The sequence below is a fragment of the Paraburkholderia bannensis NBRC 103871 genome, assembly GCF_000685015.1.
Taxonomy (GTDB): Bacteria; Pseudomonadota; Gammaproteobacteria; order Burkholderiales; family Burkholderiaceae; genus Paraburkholderia; species Paraburkholderia bannensis.
In genome coordinates this window covers 1-15,449 of sequence record NZ_BAYA01000032.1, presented here as the reverse complement: position 1 = coordinate 15,449, position 15,449 = coordinate 1, and the positions used below count along the sequence as shown (strand labels likewise).

Sequence of the window (15,449 nt, the reverse complement as noted above, 5' to 3'; positions counted from 1 at the left end):
GCCCTGACACGTAAGGAATCGCGATGAGCTATGCCACCCAGGCCCCCGCCCGCAAGGAGATCGACGCGCTGCAAGGCCGCGCCGTGCTGGAATTCGGCACCGACTGGTGCGGCTACTGCCAGGGCGCGCAGCCGCTGATTGGCGACACGTTCGCGAAGCATCCCGGCGTGCGCCGCATTCAGGTGGAAGACGGCCCGGGCCGGGCGCTGGGCCGCTCGTTTCGCGTGAAGCTCTGGCCCACGCTGATTTTTCTGCGCGACGGCGCCGAAGTCGCGCGCATCGTGCGGCCCACCTCGGCCAGCGAACTCGAAGACGCTTTCGAAGCGCTCGCCTGAGCGCAGCCCCGCCTCCCGAAAGTTCTCACCTTTAGCTGCTTTCCAGCGGATCTAACGCCGCCGCGCGGGCGCCGCCTCGCGCGGCGCTCGCTCATTCGAGCCCGGCGAGCAGATCGTCGATGGCGCGATAGACGCGCTCCACCACTTCCGGCCCCACCTCTTCCTCAAGCGCCTTGTAGCGCGCTTCCAGTTCCTTCGTGATCGCCTTCACGAGCTGATGGCTCTTCTTCGTGAGCGTCACGAGCACGCGCCGCTGATCGTCGGCGAACCGCTCCTTGGTCACGAGCCCGAGCGCCTCCATGCGCGCGAGCACGCCTGCCATGCTCGGACTCGAAATCGTGCACAGATCGGAAATCTGGCGCGGCTCCAGCGGCCCGCTTTCGTTGAGCGCGCGAATCACGCGCCACTGCTGCTCCGTCAGCCCGTGCGCGGTGATGAGCGGGCGAAAGCGCTCCATCATCTTTTCGCGCGCCCGCAGGAGCAGCATGGGCAGGTTGCGGTGCGCGACGCGCGTGGAGGTGCGTGAGGAATCGGACATGATGGTTCTGTTCAGGACGTAGCGGCGGATACCCGGTGGCCCAGGGGAAACCCGCGAAAGCGACGTCGATGGTTGACGCTGGATGATAGCAAGCGCAGAATCACTCACATATTAGTGTTTTCCGGGAAAGCGACCCACGCCATGTTTTCCGTAGACGATCATCTGCTGCATCTGGAAGGCGAAGCCCTGCCGCGCGACGTCAGCGCCGCGCAGGCCCACGCGCTGCTCGCGGGCGGCGCACGCTGCCGCGCGCCGCTCTCCGGCGCCGTGTACGGCACGCTGCTCAACGACCGCCACGCGCTGGAAGCGCTCGGCGACGCCGTCAATGCGCCGCCCTATAAAGCGCCGCCGCGCGCGCCCATTCTCTATCTGAAGCCGCGCAATACGCTCGCGGGCCACGGCGCACGCGTCGTCGTGCCCGACGCGCAGGGCGTGCAGGTTGGCGCGTCGCTGGGCATCGTGATCGGGCGCACGGCCACGCGCGTCGCGGCAAGCGATGCGCTCGACTACATCGCGGGCTATACGCTGGTCGCAGACCTGAGCGTGCCGCACGAAAGCGTCTATCGGCCGTCCGTGCGCTTTCGGGCGCGTGACAATTTCTGCGTGATTGGCCCGACGGTGATCGCACGCCGTCACGTCGCCGATGCAAACCATCTCGCCATCAACGTCGATATCGCAGGCGCGGCGCGCTTCACGGCCAACACCGCCGCCAGCGTGCGCAACGTCGCGCAACTGCTCGCCGATGTCACCGATTTCATGACGCTTGCGCCCGGCGATGTCATCACGCTCGGCGTGCCGCACGGTTCGCCCGTCGTGCATGAAGGTGCGCGCGCAACGATCTCGATTGAAGGCTGGCCGTCGCTCGCCGTCGAATTCATCGGCTCCCACGCCGCACAAGGAGCAGCAGCATGATGCGAGGACGCGTCGCCTACGCAGGCGCCATTCACGAAGCGTACCCACACGGCGAAGGACGTGTCCGCCTGGCCGACGGCCGCGTGCGCGCGGAACACGAAGTCGTCTGGCTCGCGCCGTTCGAGCCGGGCACGATCTTCGCGCTCGGCCTGAACTACGCCGAACATGCGAAAGAACTGCAATTCAGCAAGCAGGACGAGCCGCTCGTGTTCCTCAAGGGGCCGGGCAGCGTGATCGGCCATCGCGGCTTCACCCGCCGCCCGGCCGACGTCACCTTCATGCACTACGAGTGCGAGCTGGCCGTCGTGATCGGCCGCGCGGCGCAGAATGTGAAGCGCGAGGACGCCATGCAATACGTCGCGGGCTACACGATCGCGAACGACTATGCGATCCGCGACTACCTGGAGAACTACTACCGCCCGAACCTGCGCGTGAAGAACCGCGACGGCGGCACGGTGCTCGGCCCCTGGTTCGTCGATGCCGCCGATATCGCCGACGTCAACGCGCTCGACCTGCGCACCTTCGTGAACGGCGAACTCAAGCAGCACGGCAACACGCGCGACCTGGTGACGGGCATCGCGGAACTGATCGAATACCTGAGCGGCTTCATGACGCTCGCGCCCGGCGACGTGATCCTTACCGGCACGCCCGAAGGCGTCGTCAACGTGAACGCTGGCGACGAAGTGATTTGCGAAATCGACGGCCTCGGCCGCCTTGTCAACACGATCGCGTCCGATGCCGATTTCGGTCGCGCCACTCCGACGGAATGAACACGCCATGTCCACAGGACGCATAGAACACCTGATCGACGGCCGCGCCCACGCTGGGCGCGACTACTTCGAAACCGTGAATCCCGCCAATCAGGAAGTGCTCGCGGAAGTCGCGCGCGGCGGTGCGGAAGAAGTGAATCTCGCCGTGAGCGCCGCGAAGAACGCGTTTCCCGCGTGGGCCGCGAAGCCTGCAGCCGAGCGCGCGAAGCTCGTGCGCAAGCTCGGCGAGCTGATCGCGAAGAACGTGCCGGAGATCGCGCTGACCGAAACGAAGGACACCGGCCAGACGATCTCGCAGACGGGCAAGCAACTCGTGCCGCGCGCCGCCGACAACTTCACCTACTTTGCCGAGATGTGCACGGCGGTGGACGGCCACACCTATCCCACCAGCACGCACCTGAACTACACGCTGTTTCATCCAACCGGCGTGTGCGCGCTGATTTCGCCGTGGAACGTGCCGTTCATGACGGCAACGTGGAAGGTCGCGCCGTGCCTGGCGTTCGGCAATACCGCCGTGCTGAAGATGAGCGAGCTGTCGCCGCTCACCGCGTCGATGCTCGGGCAGCTCGCGCTGGAAGCGGGCATTCCCGCAGGCGTCCTGAACGTCGTGCACGGCTTCGGACAGGAAACGGGCGAGCCGCTGGTCGCGCATCCCGATGTGCGCGCCGTGTCGTTCACCGGGTCGACGGCAACGGGCAACCGCATCGTGCAGAGCGCGGGCCTCAAGAAGTTCTCGATGGAACTGGGCGGCAAGTCGCCGTTCGTGATCTTCGACGATGCCGATTTCGAGCGCGCGCTCGATGCCGCCGTGTTCATGATCTTCTCGAACAACGGCGAGCGCTGCACGGCCGGTTCGCGCATTCTCGTGCAACGCTCGATCTATGCGAAGTTTGCGGAACGTTTTGTCGAGCGCGCGAAGCGCATCGTCGTGGGCGATCCGCTCGACGAGAAAACCGTGGTCGGCCCGATGATCAGCGCGGGCCATCTGGCGAAAGTGCGCAGCTATATCGAGCTGGGGCCGAAGGAAGGCGCGACGCTCGCCTGCGGCGGACTCGACATGCCCGACCTGCCGGATGCCCTTAAAAAAGGCAACTTCGTGCAGCCGACCGTGTTCGTCGACGTCGACAACCGTATGCGCATCGCGCAGGAAGAGATCTTCGGCCCGGTCGCGTGCCTGATCCCCTTCGAGGACGAAGCCGACGCCATCCGCATCTCGAACGACATCGCCTACGGCCTGTCGAGCTACGTGTGGACTGAAAACACGGGCCGTGCGCTGCGCGTGGCCGCCGCCGTGGAAGCGGGCATGTGCTTCGTGAACAGCCAGAACGTGCGCGACCTGCGCCAGCCGTTCGGCGGCACCAAGGCATCGGGCGTGGGCCGCGAAGGCGGCACGTGGAGCTACGAGGTTTTTCTCGAACCGAAGAACGTGTGCGTGTCGCTGGGCTCGCATCACATCCCGCGCTGGGGCGCCTGATTCACCTGGCCGCCCACTAGAACAGGAGACACAGCGATGGGCAAACTCGCGCTGGCAGCAAAGATCACTCACGTACCGTCGATGTACCTTTCGGAACTCGACGGCCCGCACAAGGGCTGCCGTCAGGCCGCCATCGACGGTCACAAGGAAATCGGGCGGCGCTGCCGCGAGCTGGGCGTGGACACGATCGTCGTGTTCGACGTGCACTGGCTCGTGAACAGCGAATATCACATCAATTGCGCGCCGCATTTCGCGGGCAATTACACCAGCAATGAGCTGCCGCACTTCATCAAGAACATGGAGTACGCGTATCCGGGCAACCCGGGGCTCGGCCATCTGATCGCCGATGTCGCGAACGAGATGGGCGTGAAAAGCCGCGCGCATAGCGAAACCACGCTCGAACTCGAATACGGCACGCTGGTGCCGATGCGCTACATGAACGCCGATCAGCACTTCAAGACGGTGTCCGTCGCGGGCTGGTGCATGTGGCACGACCTCGCGACGAGCGCGCGCTTTGGCCTTGCTGTGCGTAAGGCCATCGAGGAGCGTTACGACGGCACGGTCGCGATTCTCGCGAGCGGGTCGCTGAGCCATCACTTCGCGAACAACGGCACCGCCGAGCAGTTCATGCACAAGGTCTGGGATCCGTTTCTCGAACAGACCGACCGCCAGGTCGTGTCGCTCTGGGAGCGCGGCGACTGGAAGACTTTCTGCGCGATGCTGCCGCTCTATAACGAAAAGTGCTGGGGCGAAGGCGGCATGCACGACACGGCGATGCTGCTGGGCGCGCTCGGCTGGGATCAGTACGAAGGCCGCGCCGAAGTCATCACGCCGTACTTCGGCAGTTCGGGCACCGGGCAGATCAATGCCGTGCTGCCGGTTACGCCGCTGCCGCGCTGAACGACGAAGGAGTCCAACGTGCCCCATCTCACCCTTGAATACAGCGCCAATCTCGCCGACGCGGCGAGCATCGGCCAGCTCTGCGCAACGCTCGCGCAGGTGCTCGATGCGCAGCGCGACGCCGATGGCGCGCGCGTCTATCCGCGCGGCGGCATCCGCACGCGCGCGCTGCGTTGCGAGCAGTACTTCATCGCCGACGGCGATCCGCACAATGCCTTCCTGCACGGCTGCCTGAAGATCGGCGCGGGACGATCGCCCGAAGTGCGCCGCGCCACCGGCGAAGCCTTGTTCGAAGCGATCAAGCAGCATTTCGCCGAGGCGTTCGCCGCGCACGGACTCGCGCTCTCGCTGGAGATCGTCGAATTCAGCGAGGAAGGCGCGTGGAAACACAACAACCTGCACGCGCGCCTGAGGAATTCGACATGCTAGAACCGCACATCATCCGTGAGCTGGCCGCGCAGCTCGACGAAGCCGAACGCACGCGCACGCAGTTGCGCCATTTCTCGCGCGCGCATCCGTCCATGACCATCGACGATGGTTACGCCATCCAGCGCGAGTGGGTCAAGCTCAAGCTCGCGGCAGGCCACACGATCAAGGGGCGCAAGATCGGCCTCACGTCGCGCGCGATGCAGCGCGCCTCGCAGATCGACGAACCCGATTACGCGCCGCTGCTCGACAGCATGTTCATCGAAGCGGGCAGCGCGATCCGCGCGGATCGTTTCATCGCGCCGCGCGTGGAGGTGGAGCTGGCTTTCGTGCTGCAAAAGCCGCTGCAAGGGCCGGACGTATCGCTGTTCGATGTGCTCGACGCCACGGCGTATGTGACACCCGCCATCGAGATCATCGATGCGCGCATCGAGCAGTTCGACCGCGACACCAAGGCGCCGCGCAAGGTGTTCGACACGATCTCGGACTTCGCCGCGAATGCGGGCGTGGTGCTGGGCGGACGGCCCGTCAAGCCGCTCGACGTTGACCTGCGCTGGGTGGGCGCGCTGCTCTACAAGAACGGCGGCGTCGAGGAAAGCGGGCTGGCCGCCGCGGTGCTCAATCATCCGGCAACGGGCGTGGCCTGGCTTGCGAACAAGATCGCGCGTCACGACGAACGGCTCGAAGCCGGCGACGTGATCCTGAGCGGCTCGTTCACCGCGCCGATCCCCGCGCGCGCAGGCGACACGTTCCATGCCGACTACGGCCCGCTTGGCGGCATCGGCTTCAGCTTCGTTTGATATTTAATCCATACTGCTAACGAATACGATGACCGTCCCTGCCAACACGTTCAAACACGCGCTCCACGATGGACGCGCGCAGATCGGCCTGTGGGCCGCGCTTGCCGATTCCTATGTCACGGAACTGCTCGCGACCACGGGCTTCGACTGGCTGCTGATCGACGGCGAACATGCGCCCAACGACCTGCGCAGCACGCTCGCGCAATTGCAGGCCGTCGCGCCGCATCCCACGCATCCGATCGTGCGCCCCGTGCGCAACGACGCGTCGCTCATCAAGCAGCTGCTCGATATCGGCACGCAGACGCTGCTGGTGCCGATGATCGAAAGCGCCAACGACGCACGCGACGCCGTCGCCGCCACGCGCTATCCGCCGCTGGGCATTCGCGGCGTGGGCAGTGCGCTCGCGCGCGCGTCGCGCTGGAACGGCTCGCCCGACTATCTGCACGGCGCAGCCGACGAGCTTTGCGTGCTGGTGCAGGTGGAAACGGCCAACGCGCTCGCGCAGTTGCATGAAATCGCCGCGGTGGAAGGCGTGGATGGCGTGTTCTTCGGCCCGGCGGACTTGAGTGCGTCGATGGGCCTGCTGGGTCAGCCGGGCGCGCCAGCGGTGCGTGAAGCGATCGTCGCGGGCATACGCGCGGTGCGCTCGCTCGGCAAGGCCGCAGGCGTGCTGGCCGCCGATCGCGCCATTGCGCGCGAGTACCTGGAAGCGGGCGCAAACTTCGTCGCGGTGGGCAGCGATGTTTCGTTGCTCGCGAAAAGCGCCAGCGAACTTGCAGTCGCGTTTCGCGCGAACGCAGCCTGAATTACGCCTCCTCCCCGCCTTGCGCCACGAGTTTTGCGAGCGCGCTTTCCAGCACCTCGCGCTCGTGCGCGCTGAGCGCGGCCAGAATGGCCTCGTTTTGCGCCATCGATATCGCCGACGCACGCCGGTAGGTATTGCGCCCCTGTGCGCCAAGCTTGACGAGCACGCCACGCGCGTCCGCCTCGTTCGACGCCTTTTCCAGCAGTCCTTTGCGCTCCAGCGCGTCGGTCGCGCGGCTCGCCTGGCTGCGGTCGAGATTCGACACGCGCCCGAGATCCGACACCGAAATCGGCCCGAACGCCCCCACGCTCAGCAGGATGCGCGCCTCCGTCAGCGTGAGCGCAAGCGCCGAGGCAAACGCCTCGTTCATCATGCGGTCGGTCTGCTTCTTGAGCACATGCAGCCGGTAGGTGAACAGTTCTTCGATCGGGTATTTTGCTGTAGTCATGGCTCGTCTCGCGCGCAGCCTGTCGTGCGCCGTATCAATACGTGTCGCTAGGATAGCATCGCAGCAAGCCCTTAAAACATGGCCTCTTCGATAAAATTTGATGCTTGCGCACGCATTTATTTGCGCGTAGCATCGCCTCATCAAATCGAGAAGTCCCGACGACATGCCCCATGAGGAGACACCCATGAGCGCAACTGCCGAATCCACCCGGCCCGACTGGTGCGACCCGCAGGAATGGGCCGCCCGCGTGCAACTCGCGGCCACCTACCGCGTGTTTCATCAGATGGGCTGGAGCGAGCTGATCTTCAATCACATCACGCTGCGCGTGCCGGGGCCGCACAAACATTTCCTGATCAATCCGTTTGGCCTGGCGTACGACGAAATCAAGGCGTCGAATCTCGTCAAGATCGATCTCGAAGGCAAGATCCTCAGTCCCGGCGATTACCCGATCAACCCGGCGGGTTTCGTGATTCACAGCGCAATCCACGCGAACGTGGAAGACGCGCATTGCGTCATGCACACGCACACCACGGCAGGTCTCGCCGTCGCGTGCATGGAAGACGGCCTGGCCTCGACCAATTTTTATTCGGCCCAGTTGCACGGCATGGTCGCGTATCACGACTTCGAAGGCATCACCGTGCACGACGAAGAAAAGCCGCGTCTGCTCGAATCGATGGGCGACAAGCGCCTGCTCATCCTGCGCAATCACGGGCTGCTCGCGCACGGCGTGAGTCTCGCGCACGCGTTCGCGCTGCTGTGGACGCTCAATCGCGCGTGCGAAATCCAGGTCGTGACCGATTCGATGCGCGGCAACGCCATTCCCATCGATCCCGCCATCACGGCGCGCTCCACGCGCGACGCGCTGCAGTTCTCGCCCGCGCACGGTGCCGGCGACAACATCCTCGCCGCGCTGATCCGGCGCGTCGATCGCCAGGATCCCTCATACAAGGAGTAAGCCGTGAACGCCTCGCAGCGCAGTATCACCGTGGTGGGCGCGGGCGCAATCGGCGGCCTGGTCGCCGCGCGCCTCGCTCATTACGCTTCCACGCAGGCCAACGTCAGCGTGCTCGCGCGCGGCGCGCAACTCGAAGCAATTCGCCGCAACGGCCTGACCGTCATCGAAGGCGATGCTGAAGGCGAGCGTTACACCGCGCACGTGAACGCGACCGACAACGCCGCCACGCTCGGCGCACAGGACATTGTGTTCGTCTGCCTGAAGGGTCAGGCACTCGCGCAATCGGCGGCTTCGCTCGCGCCGCTCGTCGGGCCGCACACGCACATCGTGTCGGCGATGAACGGCGTGCCCTGGTGGTTCTTGAGCGATTTCGGCAAGACGCTGGCCAATGGCCGGCTCGAATCGGTCGATCCGGGCGGCGCGGTTTCGGCGGCGCTGCCGCCCGCGCAGGCGTCGGGCTGCGTCGTGCATCTGTCCTCGTCGATTGCCGCGCCTGGCGTGATTCGCAAGGGCCGGGGCAATCTGCTGATCGTGGGCGCGGCGTCCGCACGCACGGCCGCGCAAGCCGACGAAGCGCGCGCGCTGCTGACCCAGGCCGGTTTCGACGTGCAGGCGCCCGAGTCCATCCAGCACGAAATCTGGGCCAAGCTCTGGGGCAACATGACGATGAACCCCATTAGCGCGCTGACGCGCTCGACGGCGGACGTGATCCTCGACGATCCGCTCACGGCGCAACTGGTCGCGGCGGTCATGGCAGAAGCACGCACGATCGGCGAGGCAATGGGAATCGGCCTTGCCATGACGATCGACGAGCGCAACGCCATCACGCGCAAGCTCGGCGCGTTCAAGACGTCGATGTTGCAGGACGTGGAAGCGGGCCGCACGCTCGAAGTCGAAGCCCTGCTCGGCGCGCCTTACGAACTCGCACAGCGCGCGGGCATTGGTGCTCCGTCGCTCGGCATGCTCTATGGACTCGCGCGCCAGCTCGACGCCAATCTCGAAGCGGCTCGCCAGGTACGCGCAACCAATACGTAAGCACTTCGTAATAACGCGGCAAGCAAGATTTTCGCGCCCCTATTTCAGGGGCGCGTTTTGTTTGATCGCGATGCCTGATGCATGCACGCGGCCATGCGAACTCGACGCCAGTCGAATGCCATTGAGCGCATACTCTGTCACTTCAAAACGCTCGCGCGTCTGCCGCGCACACGGACTGACAACTGCAGTCCGTCATGGTGTCCGACACCATTTAGCGCCCCCACTCGCTCGCCCGGTTCTGCTTCGCACAATCGAAATCTGCGCGCACAGCGCTGTCCGGGGGCACAAAATTTGCGGCAGTGCGTCGAATATTCATCCGGACAGCGTGAAGGCATGCGCCCGCAAGTCCGCCAGCCATCGAGTTCGACTTCGTTTTTCCCATGCCAAGGATGCCCTTGCTCTCTCGCTCTCTTTTCCGCTCTCTTGTCGATTTACGGGCGCGGCGCTTCGATCCCCTGATTGCCCTGCTCGCCTGCGTGCTGATGTTCGCCGCAGCGCCGGGCCAGGCCATGGCGGCGGGTGCCGCTGCATCGGCGGCCGCGGCCAATCCGGCAGCGCCCGTCGTGCTGACGCCAACACAGGCCCGCGCGGCGCTGCAGGTGCTCAACGATCCGGTGCAGCGCGCGCACGTCTCGGACACGCTGCGGGCAATTGCCGCCGCCGGGGCGCTCGCCACGCCCGCAGCGTCCACGCCGGGTAGCGCCGCCGCCAACGGTACGGCTGGCGCGAGCGCCCCGGCCGCCGCGTCCGCGGCCAGCGCCTCGCCCGCTTCCGATGCGCTCTCGACCGCGCTGCGCTCGAACGGTCTCGTGCTCCAGATCGCCGATGGCGCCGCTCGCGGCGCGCACGTCGCAGGCAAGCAGTTGTTGCGCGCGCGCAGCGCGCTTTTCAACGTGCATTCGGCGCGCGACTGGTGGAGCGTGAAGCTGGGCACGCCGCAAGGCCATGCCATGCTGATCGGCCTGCTGCGCGTGCTGCTGCTCACGCTCGTGCCTGCGGTGCTGCTCGAAGCGCTGCTGCGGCGCTTGATGGTGCGCCCTCATCGCGCCATCGTCGCGCATGCGCATCGCGAGGACAGCAGCGAAAACGCCACGCCGGCCGCCACTGCTGATGCGCGCGAACCCGCCCAGCCGCAAACGCCTGAAGCCAGCGGCACCGCCGCCGTGCGCGAAGCCGCTACGCAGCAAGACGCCCGCAAGGACGCCGAAAAGGACGCGCTGCGCATCGCCGCCGGCATGGGCACGCAAGACGCCGCAGCCGTGCAGGACGACGCCAGCGAGAAAGGCGTCGATGCCAACGCAATCGCCGCCGAGATCTCGCACGTGCCGGCCGCCAGCGACACGTCCTACATGCGCAGCGCCGCCACGCTCGCGCGCGAGGCCCTGCAACGCAGCCGTGGCTCACACCACTGGGGCCTGCTCAAGCGCCTGCCGCTCGCCTTCGTCCTCACCTTGCTCGACCTTGTGCCGGTGATCGCGTTCGGCCTGTGCGCCGCAGGGGTGCTCTCGCTGTTCGGCCCTGAAGACGCGGCGCCCGCCGCCGCCGTCGGCCATGTCGTCGATACGTGGGTGATCTGCCGCATCATCGTCGCAGCCGGTCACCTGCTGTTCGCGCCCGATTCGGACGACCTGCGCCTCATGCCGATGACGGCGCCGTGGGCGGCGTTCTCGCAGCGCTGGCTCGCGCGCATCGTCGTGATCGGCGGCGTGGGTGGCGCGCTCGCGGGCGCGGTGCCGCTCGGCATGACCGAGGACGCGCATCTTGCGCTCGTCAAGCTCGTGATCCTCGTCGCGCACATCGCCATTGCCATCATGATCCTGCAATGCCGCCATGCCGTCGCCGAGCGCATCCGCAACTCGGCGGCCGCACGCGGGTCGTTCTCCTGGCTCGTGCACTGGTTCTCGGACATCTGGGCTACCGCCGCGATCTTCGTCGTGATGGCGCTGTGGTTCGTGTGGGCGCTCGACCTGCGCGGCGGCTATCAGGAACTGCTGCGCGCGGGCGCCATTTCGCTCGGCGTGACGCTGGTCGCGCGCATGGTCGCGATTGTCGCGCTGGGTGCGCTCGGGCGCGTCTTCGACCCGAACGGCAAGGGCGAAAACCTCTCGATCGCGCAACGCCGCGCCTATCGCTATTACCCCGCGCTGCGGCGCGTCGTGATGGCGGTGCTCTGGATCGTCCTGATCGACGTGCTGCTGCATGTCTGGGGCCTGCATCCGGGGCGCTTCCTGGTTGATGCGCCGATCGGCCACCTGATCGGCTCCGCGCTGCTGACGATCGCCGTCGCCATCGTGGTCGCCATCGTCATCTGGGAAGCCGCCAACTGCGCGGCCGAGCGCCGCCTGACCTCGTGGACGGAGGCGGGCGACTACGTGCGCGCCGCGCGCCTGCGCACGCTGCTGCCGATGTTCCGCACCACGCTGTTCGTGGCGATCTTCGTGGTGGTGGGGCTTACGGCGCTCTCGCAACTGGGCATCAACACCGCGCCGCTGATTGCAGGCGCGAGTATCTTCGGCGTGGCGCTCGGGTTCGGTTCGCAGAAGCTCGTGCAGGACTTCATCACCGGCATCTTCCTGCTCACCGAAAACGCCATGCAGGTCGGCGACTGGGTGACGGTCGCGGGCGTATCGGGCACGGTGGAGTTCCTGTCGATCCGCACGGTGCGCTTGCGCGGCGGCGACGGCTCGCTCTACACGGTGCCGTTCAGTTCGGTGACGACGGTGAACAACACGAACCGCGGGATCGGCAACGCGGCGGTCAAGGTGATGATCGCCAATGGCGCGGATCTCGAACGCGCCATCGCCACGCTCAAGGACATTGGCGCGGCAATCCGCAAGGACGACGCATTCAAGAACGGCATTCTCAGCGACTTCGCCTACTGGGGCGTCGATTCCGTCGATGGCGCGAGCGTCACGCTGGTCGGCCAGATCCAGTGCAAGGACTCGTCGCGCTGGGGCGTGCAGCGCGAGTTCAATCGCCGCGTGCTCACGACCTTCACGGAACGCGGCATCGAACTGGCCAATCCGCAGCGCAACTTCCTCATCAACCTGTCGAACGAGCACGATGTCGAAGGCCGCACGCTCGACGACGATGAACGCGACGATGGTGACGCTACCCAGGACTCGCGTGCTGGACGCACGCCGGCTTCAGGCAGCGGCGCCCAGAAGCGCAACGCCCAGAACACCCCGCGCAGCAAGCCAAACTGATGTCGCTCTGGCCGGTGCATGTCTCGCACGCACCGGCCTCACCCTAACGCCCCTCCCGAAAACCCTCACCTCTAGCGCTGTCGCGCGCGATTCCCCGCATTCACGCACAGCGTTGAAAGCCTTGAAATAAGGGCTTTGCGCGATGCTTGCCGACACAACGATCGCGCGTCCCGCCCCACTCCCGAACAAGCTCACCTTTAGCCGCGTTTTAGATACGCGACGCACGAAAAAAAAGCCGGGGCACCTGGCCCCGGCTTTTTGCGCATAAAGCTTCGACGGCGCTCGCCGTATCAAGCCTCGACGTCTTCGAGACTGAAGATTTCCGACTGGTCGTTATACGAGAAAATTTCGCCGTAACGGCCCCAGTCGATCACCGTATCGAGCGTCTGTTCCGCCGCGACGTCCGAAAGGAAATCTTCCAGCTCCTGCTCGAAACGCACGCGCGGTGCGCGATGACCCGGACGCTCGTTGAGCACCTTCTTGATCCGCGCCGCGAGCGGCACGTTGCGCAGCAGGTGATCGGCGAACATCAGCTTGCGCGCCTGCGTGCCCATTTCCGCGAATACGCGCGCGGGCGGCGTGAGCAGCAGGTCGCCGTCGCGCACATCGGCGAAACCGAGTTGTTGCAGCATTTCCGCGATCGGGAACAGGTCGTCCACTTCGAGGTGCAGCGAACGCGCGATTTCCGGCATGTCGGCGCGGCCATGATAAGGCGCTGCCGCCAGCGTTTCGATCAGGCCGGCCATCAGGTTGGTCGACACGTCCGGCAGGCGGCTGCCCACTTCGAGACGGCGCGACGACGTTTCCGCCGCATCGCGCGCGGTCATCTTCGCGTAGATCTCGTCGACCAGCTTGCGGAACGCCGGGTCGAGACGGTTGCGCGGATGCTTGAACGGCACCTTGATTTCGGCGACCACGCGGCCCGGATTCGACGACAGCACGAGGATGCGGTCGCACATGAACACGGCTTCCTCGATGTTGTGCGTGACGATCAGCATGGACTTGATCGGCATGCGGCCTTGCGTCCACAGGTCGAGCAGGTCGGTACGCAGCGTTTCGGCGGTCAGCACGTCGAGTGCCGAGAACGGCTCGTCCATCAGCATGAGCATCGGATCGACCACCAGCGCGCGCGCGAAGCCCACGCGCTGGCGCATGCCGCCCGACAGTTCGCGCGGATAGGCGTTTTCGAAGCCGTCCAGCCCGATCAGGTCGATCGCGGCCAGAGCGCGCTCGCGGCGCTCGCGCGCGGGCACGCCCTGCGCTTCGAGGCCCGCTTCCACGTTTTGCAGCACGGTCAGCCACGGGAACAGCGCGAAGGTCTGGAACACCATCGACACGCCTTCAGCGGGGCCGTCGAGCGGCTTGCCGCGCCAGTTCACTTCGCCTGAGCTGGCTTCGATGAGGCCCGAGATGATGCGCAACAGGGTGGACTTGCCCGAGCCCGAACGGCCCAGCAGGCCGACGATTTCGCCCTCGCGCAGCGAGAGATTGACGTCGTCGAGCACGAGGCGCTCGTCGTCCTTCTTCGCGAAGCCGCGCGACATGTGCTTGACCGAGAGCACTTCTTCGCCGAGCGTCGGACGCAGCGGCAGCAGGTCGGATGAGACGGTCTTGGGATTCAGCATGATGATCTACTCCATCTCAATCGAGGCGCAGCCTGGACTCGGCGTAGGTGTACAGCGGACGCCAGAGCACGCGGTTAAAGAGCGTGACGAACAGGGACATCATCGCGATGCCCACAATGATTTTCGGGAAGTCGCCGGCGGCGGTCATCTGCGCGATATATGCGCCGAGGCCGTGCGCCTGGAGCTTCGTATCGCCCCACTGCACGAATTCGGAGACGATGCTCGCGTTCCATGCACCGCCCGAGGCCGTGATCGCGCCCGTGACGTAGTACGGGAAGATGCCCGGCAGCATCGCCTGACGCCACCACTGCCAGCCACGAATGTGGAAGTTCTTCGACGCTTCCTTGTAGTCGTTCGGATAGGCGCTTGCGCCCGCAATCACGTTGAACAGGATGTACCACTGCGTGCCCAGCACGATCAGCGGCGAGAGCCAGATGTCCGGGTTCAGGTGGAAACGCACGATGACGATCACGAACACCGGGAACAGCAGGTTGGCCGGGAACGCGGCGAGGAACTGCGCGAGCGGCTGGAATTTTTCGGCGAGCGCGGGGCGCAGGCCGATCAGCACGCCGAGCGGCACCCAGATCACCGAGGCAATCGCGATCAGCAGCACCACGCGCAGCAGCGTGATGAGGCCGAGCACGAACACGTGGCCGACTTCGTCGAGCGTCACGCCCGTGCGCACGTAGGAGAACACGCGCCAGACCACGAACACGGTGAGCACGATCACGCAGATCGCCCAGACGATGTCGCCGACGCGCGAGCTCTTGCTGCGCGTCGTGCTGATCGCGGGCATGGCCTTCGGCAGTTGCACGCGGATCGGAATGCGCGCGAGCGTCGCGAGCATGAAGCCCATCGGCACGAGCAGACGATGAATCAGGCGCGTGCGGCGGATCAGGTCGAGCAGCCACGATTCGGGCGCGTCGCCGGAACTCGTGTTCTCCATGCGGAACTTGTCGGCCCAGGCGACGAGCGGGCGGAACAGGAACTGGTCGTAAGCCAGGATCACGACCGTCATCGCCAGGATCACCCAGCCGATGGCGTGCAGGTTCTTTTCGGTGATGGCCTGGGCCAGGTACGCGCCGATACCCGGCAGGGTGATCGTGTTGTTGCCCACCGTGATGGCTTCCGACGCCACCACGAAGAACCAGCCGCCCGACATCGACATCATCATGTTCCAGATGAGGCCCGGCATCGAGAACGGCACTTCCAGCTTCCAG

The 15,449-nt window shown here is 65.7% G+C and carries 15 protein-coding genes; 11 read left to right on the top strand and 4 right to left on the bottom strand.

What is annotated here, in order from left to right; genetic code table 11:
• The first annotated feature begins 23 nt into the window (after positions 1 to 23).
• Entirely contained in the window at positions 24 to 335 is a 312-nt protein-coding gene (locus BBA01S_RS32350) for a thioredoxin family protein (RefSeq protein WP_027820055.1), read from the top strand.
• A 91-nt stretch (positions 336 to 426) separates the two neighbouring features.
• Here the strand turns inward: BBA01S_RS32350 and hpaR are convergent, their stop codons facing one another.
• Positions 427 to 822, bottom strand: coding sequence for a homoprotocatechuate degradation operon regulator HpaR (gene hpaR, locus BBA01S_RS32345; protein WP_027820054.1), 396 nt, complete (start codon positions 820 to 822; stop codon positions 427 to 429).
• 192 nt (positions 823 to 1,014) lie between these two features.
• Here hpaR and BBA01S_RS32340 point away from each other — a divergent pair, with 192 nt between their 5' ends.
• The 7 genes from BBA01S_RS32340 to hpaI are packed head-to-tail and all read left to right on the top strand — an operon-like array spanning position 1,015 to position 6,960.
• The gene (locus BBA01S_RS32340; RefSeq protein WP_027820053.1) at positions 1,015 to 1,785 is read left to right on the top strand and encodes a fumarylacetoacetate hydrolase family protein; all 771 of its coding nucleotides are present in this window, start codon (positions 1,015 to 1,017) and stop codon (positions 1,783 to 1,785) included.
• A complete protein-coding gene (locus BBA01S_RS32335; protein WP_027820052.1) occupies positions 1,782 to 2,555 on the top strand; it encodes a fumarylacetoacetate hydrolase family protein in 774 nt (257 codons plus the stop codon). The genes BBA01S_RS32340 and BBA01S_RS32335 overlap by 4 nt, the downstream gene beginning before the upstream one ends.
• 7 nt (positions 2,556 to 2,562) lie before the next feature.
• Positions 2,563 to 4,029, top strand: a complete 1,467-nt coding sequence (hpaE, locus tag BBA01S_RS32330) for a 5-carboxymethyl-2-hydroxymuconate semialdehyde dehydrogenase (protein WP_027820051.1) — start codon at positions 2,563 to 2,565, stop codon at positions 4,027 to 4,029.
• Positions 4,030 to 4,065: 36 nt separating this feature from the next.
• A complete protein-coding gene (gene hpaD, locus BBA01S_RS32325) occupies positions 4,066 to 4,929 on the top strand; it encodes a 3,4-dihydroxyphenylacetate 2,3-dioxygenase (RefSeq protein WP_027820050.1) in 864 nt (287 codons plus the stop codon).
• An 18-nt stretch (positions 4,930 to 4,947) separates the two neighbouring features.
• Positions 4,948 to 5,358: a 5-carboxymethyl-2-hydroxymuconate Delta-isomerase gene (locus tag BBA01S_RS32320; protein WP_027820049.1), complete on the top strand. Its 411-nt coding sequence runs from the start codon at positions 4,948 to 4,950 to the stop codon at positions 5,356 to 5,358.
• Positions 5,352 to 6,155, top strand: a complete 804-nt coding sequence (hpaH, locus tag BBA01S_RS32315) for a 2-oxo-hept-4-ene-1,7-dioate hydratase (RefSeq protein ID WP_027820048.1) — start codon at positions 5,352 to 5,354, stop codon at positions 6,153 to 6,155. The genes BBA01S_RS32320 and hpaH overlap by 7 nt, the downstream gene beginning before the upstream one ends.
• Before the next feature lie 28 nt (positions 6,156 to 6,183).
• Complete coding sequence (hpaI, locus tag BBA01S_RS32310; RefSeq protein ID WP_027820047.1) at positions 6,184 to 6,960, top strand: 4-hydroxy-2-oxoheptanedioate aldolase; 777 nt, start codon at positions 6,184 to 6,186, stop codon at positions 6,958 to 6,960.
• Between the two features lies 1 nt (position 6,961).
• On the opposite strand, the gene BBA01S_RS32305 is transcribed toward hpaI, so the two are convergent.
• The gene (locus BBA01S_RS32305; RefSeq protein WP_027820046.1) at positions 6,962 to 7,408 is read right to left on the bottom strand and encodes a MarR family winged helix-turn-helix transcriptional regulator; all 447 of its coding nucleotides are present in this window, start codon (positions 7,406 to 7,408) and stop codon (positions 6,962 to 6,964) included.
• 184 nt (positions 7,409 to 7,592) lie between these two features.
• Here BBA01S_RS32305 and BBA01S_RS32300 point away from each other — a divergent pair, with 184 nt between their 5' ends.
• From BBA01S_RS32300 to BBA01S_RS43775, 3 genes are all read left to right on the top strand, one after another.
• Positions 7,593 to 8,363, top strand: coding sequence for a class II aldolase/adducin family protein (locus BBA01S_RS32300; protein ID WP_027820045.1), 771 nt, complete (start codon positions 7,593 to 7,595; stop codon positions 8,361 to 8,363).
• Between the two features lie 3 nt (positions 8,364 to 8,366).
• Positions 8,367 to 9,398 carry a 2-dehydropantoate 2-reductase gene (locus BBA01S_RS43780; RefSeq protein ID WP_042298284.1) on the top strand — a complete coding sequence of 344 codons (1,032 nt, stop codon included), beginning with the start codon at positions 8,367 to 8,369 and terminating at the stop codon, positions 9,396 to 9,398.
• Between the two features lie 395 nt (positions 9,399 to 9,793).
• Positions 9,794 to 12,604, top strand: coding sequence for a mechanosensitive ion channel family protein (locus BBA01S_RS43775; protein ID WP_156966154.1), 2,811 nt, complete (start codon positions 9,794 to 9,796; stop codon positions 12,602 to 12,604).
• A 290-nt stretch (positions 12,605 to 12,894) separates the two neighbouring features.
• Here the strand turns inward: BBA01S_RS43775 and BBA01S_RS32285 are convergent, their stop codons facing one another.
• Together BBA01S_RS32285 and BBA01S_RS32280 are read right to left on the bottom strand one after the other, a co-directional pair.
• Complete coding sequence (locus BBA01S_RS32285) at positions 12,895 to 14,229, bottom strand: ABC transporter ATP-binding protein (RefSeq protein ID WP_027820044.1); 1,335 nt, start codon at positions 14,227 to 14,229, stop codon at positions 12,895 to 12,897.
• 16 nt (positions 14,230 to 14,245) lie between these two features.
• Positions 14,246 to 15,449, bottom strand: a 1,204-nt coding sequence (locus BBA01S_RS32280) for an ABC transporter permease (RefSeq protein ID WP_027820043.1), incomplete at its 5' end; no start/stop codon positions are given.

What these genes read in the sequence shown, in the direction of transcription:
- hpaD (WP_027820050.1), top strand. Translation starts at nt 4,066, where the DNA reads ATGGGCAAACTCGCGCTGGCAGCAAAGATCACTCACGTACCGTCGATG.
- hpaR (WP_027820054.1), bottom strand. Translation starts at nt 822, where the DNA reads ATGCTGCTCCTGCGGGCGCGCGAAAAGATGATGGAGCGCTTTCGCCCG.
- hpaH (WP_027820048.1), top strand. Translation starts at nt 5,352, where the DNA reads ATGCTAGAACCGCACATCATCCGTGAGCTGGCCGCGCAGCTCGACGAA.
- BBA01S_RS32340 (WP_027820053.1), top strand. Translation starts at nt 1,015, where the DNA reads ATGTTTTCCGTAGACGATCATCTGCTGCATCTGGAAGGCGAAGCCCTG.
- hpaE (WP_027820051.1), top strand. Translation starts at nt 2,563, where the DNA reads ATGTCCACAGGACGCATAGAACACCTGATCGACGGCCGCGCCCACGCT.
- BBA01S_RS32335 (WP_027820052.1), top strand. Translation starts at nt 1,782, where the DNA reads ATGATGCGAGGACGCGTCGCCTACGCAGGCGCCATTCACGAAGCGTAC.
- BBA01S_RS32350 (WP_027820055.1), top strand. Translation starts at nt 24, where the DNA reads ATGAGCTATGCCACCCAGGCCCCCGCCCGCAAGGAGATCGACGCGCTG.
- BBA01S_RS32285 (WP_027820044.1), bottom strand. Translation starts at nt 14,229, where the DNA reads ATGCTGAATCCCAAGACCGTCTCATCCGACCTGCTGCCGCTGCGTCCG.
- BBA01S_RS32305 (WP_027820046.1), bottom strand. Translation starts at nt 7,408, where the DNA reads ATGACTACAGCAAAATACCCGATCGAAGAACTGTTCACCTACCGGCTG.
- BBA01S_RS32300 (WP_027820045.1), top strand. Translation starts at nt 7,593, where the DNA reads ATGAGCGCAACTGCCGAATCCACCCGGCCCGACTGGTGCGACCCGCAG.
- hpaI (WP_027820047.1), top strand. Translation starts at nt 6,184, where the DNA reads ATGACCGTCCCTGCCAACACGTTCAAACACGCGCTCCACGATGGACGC.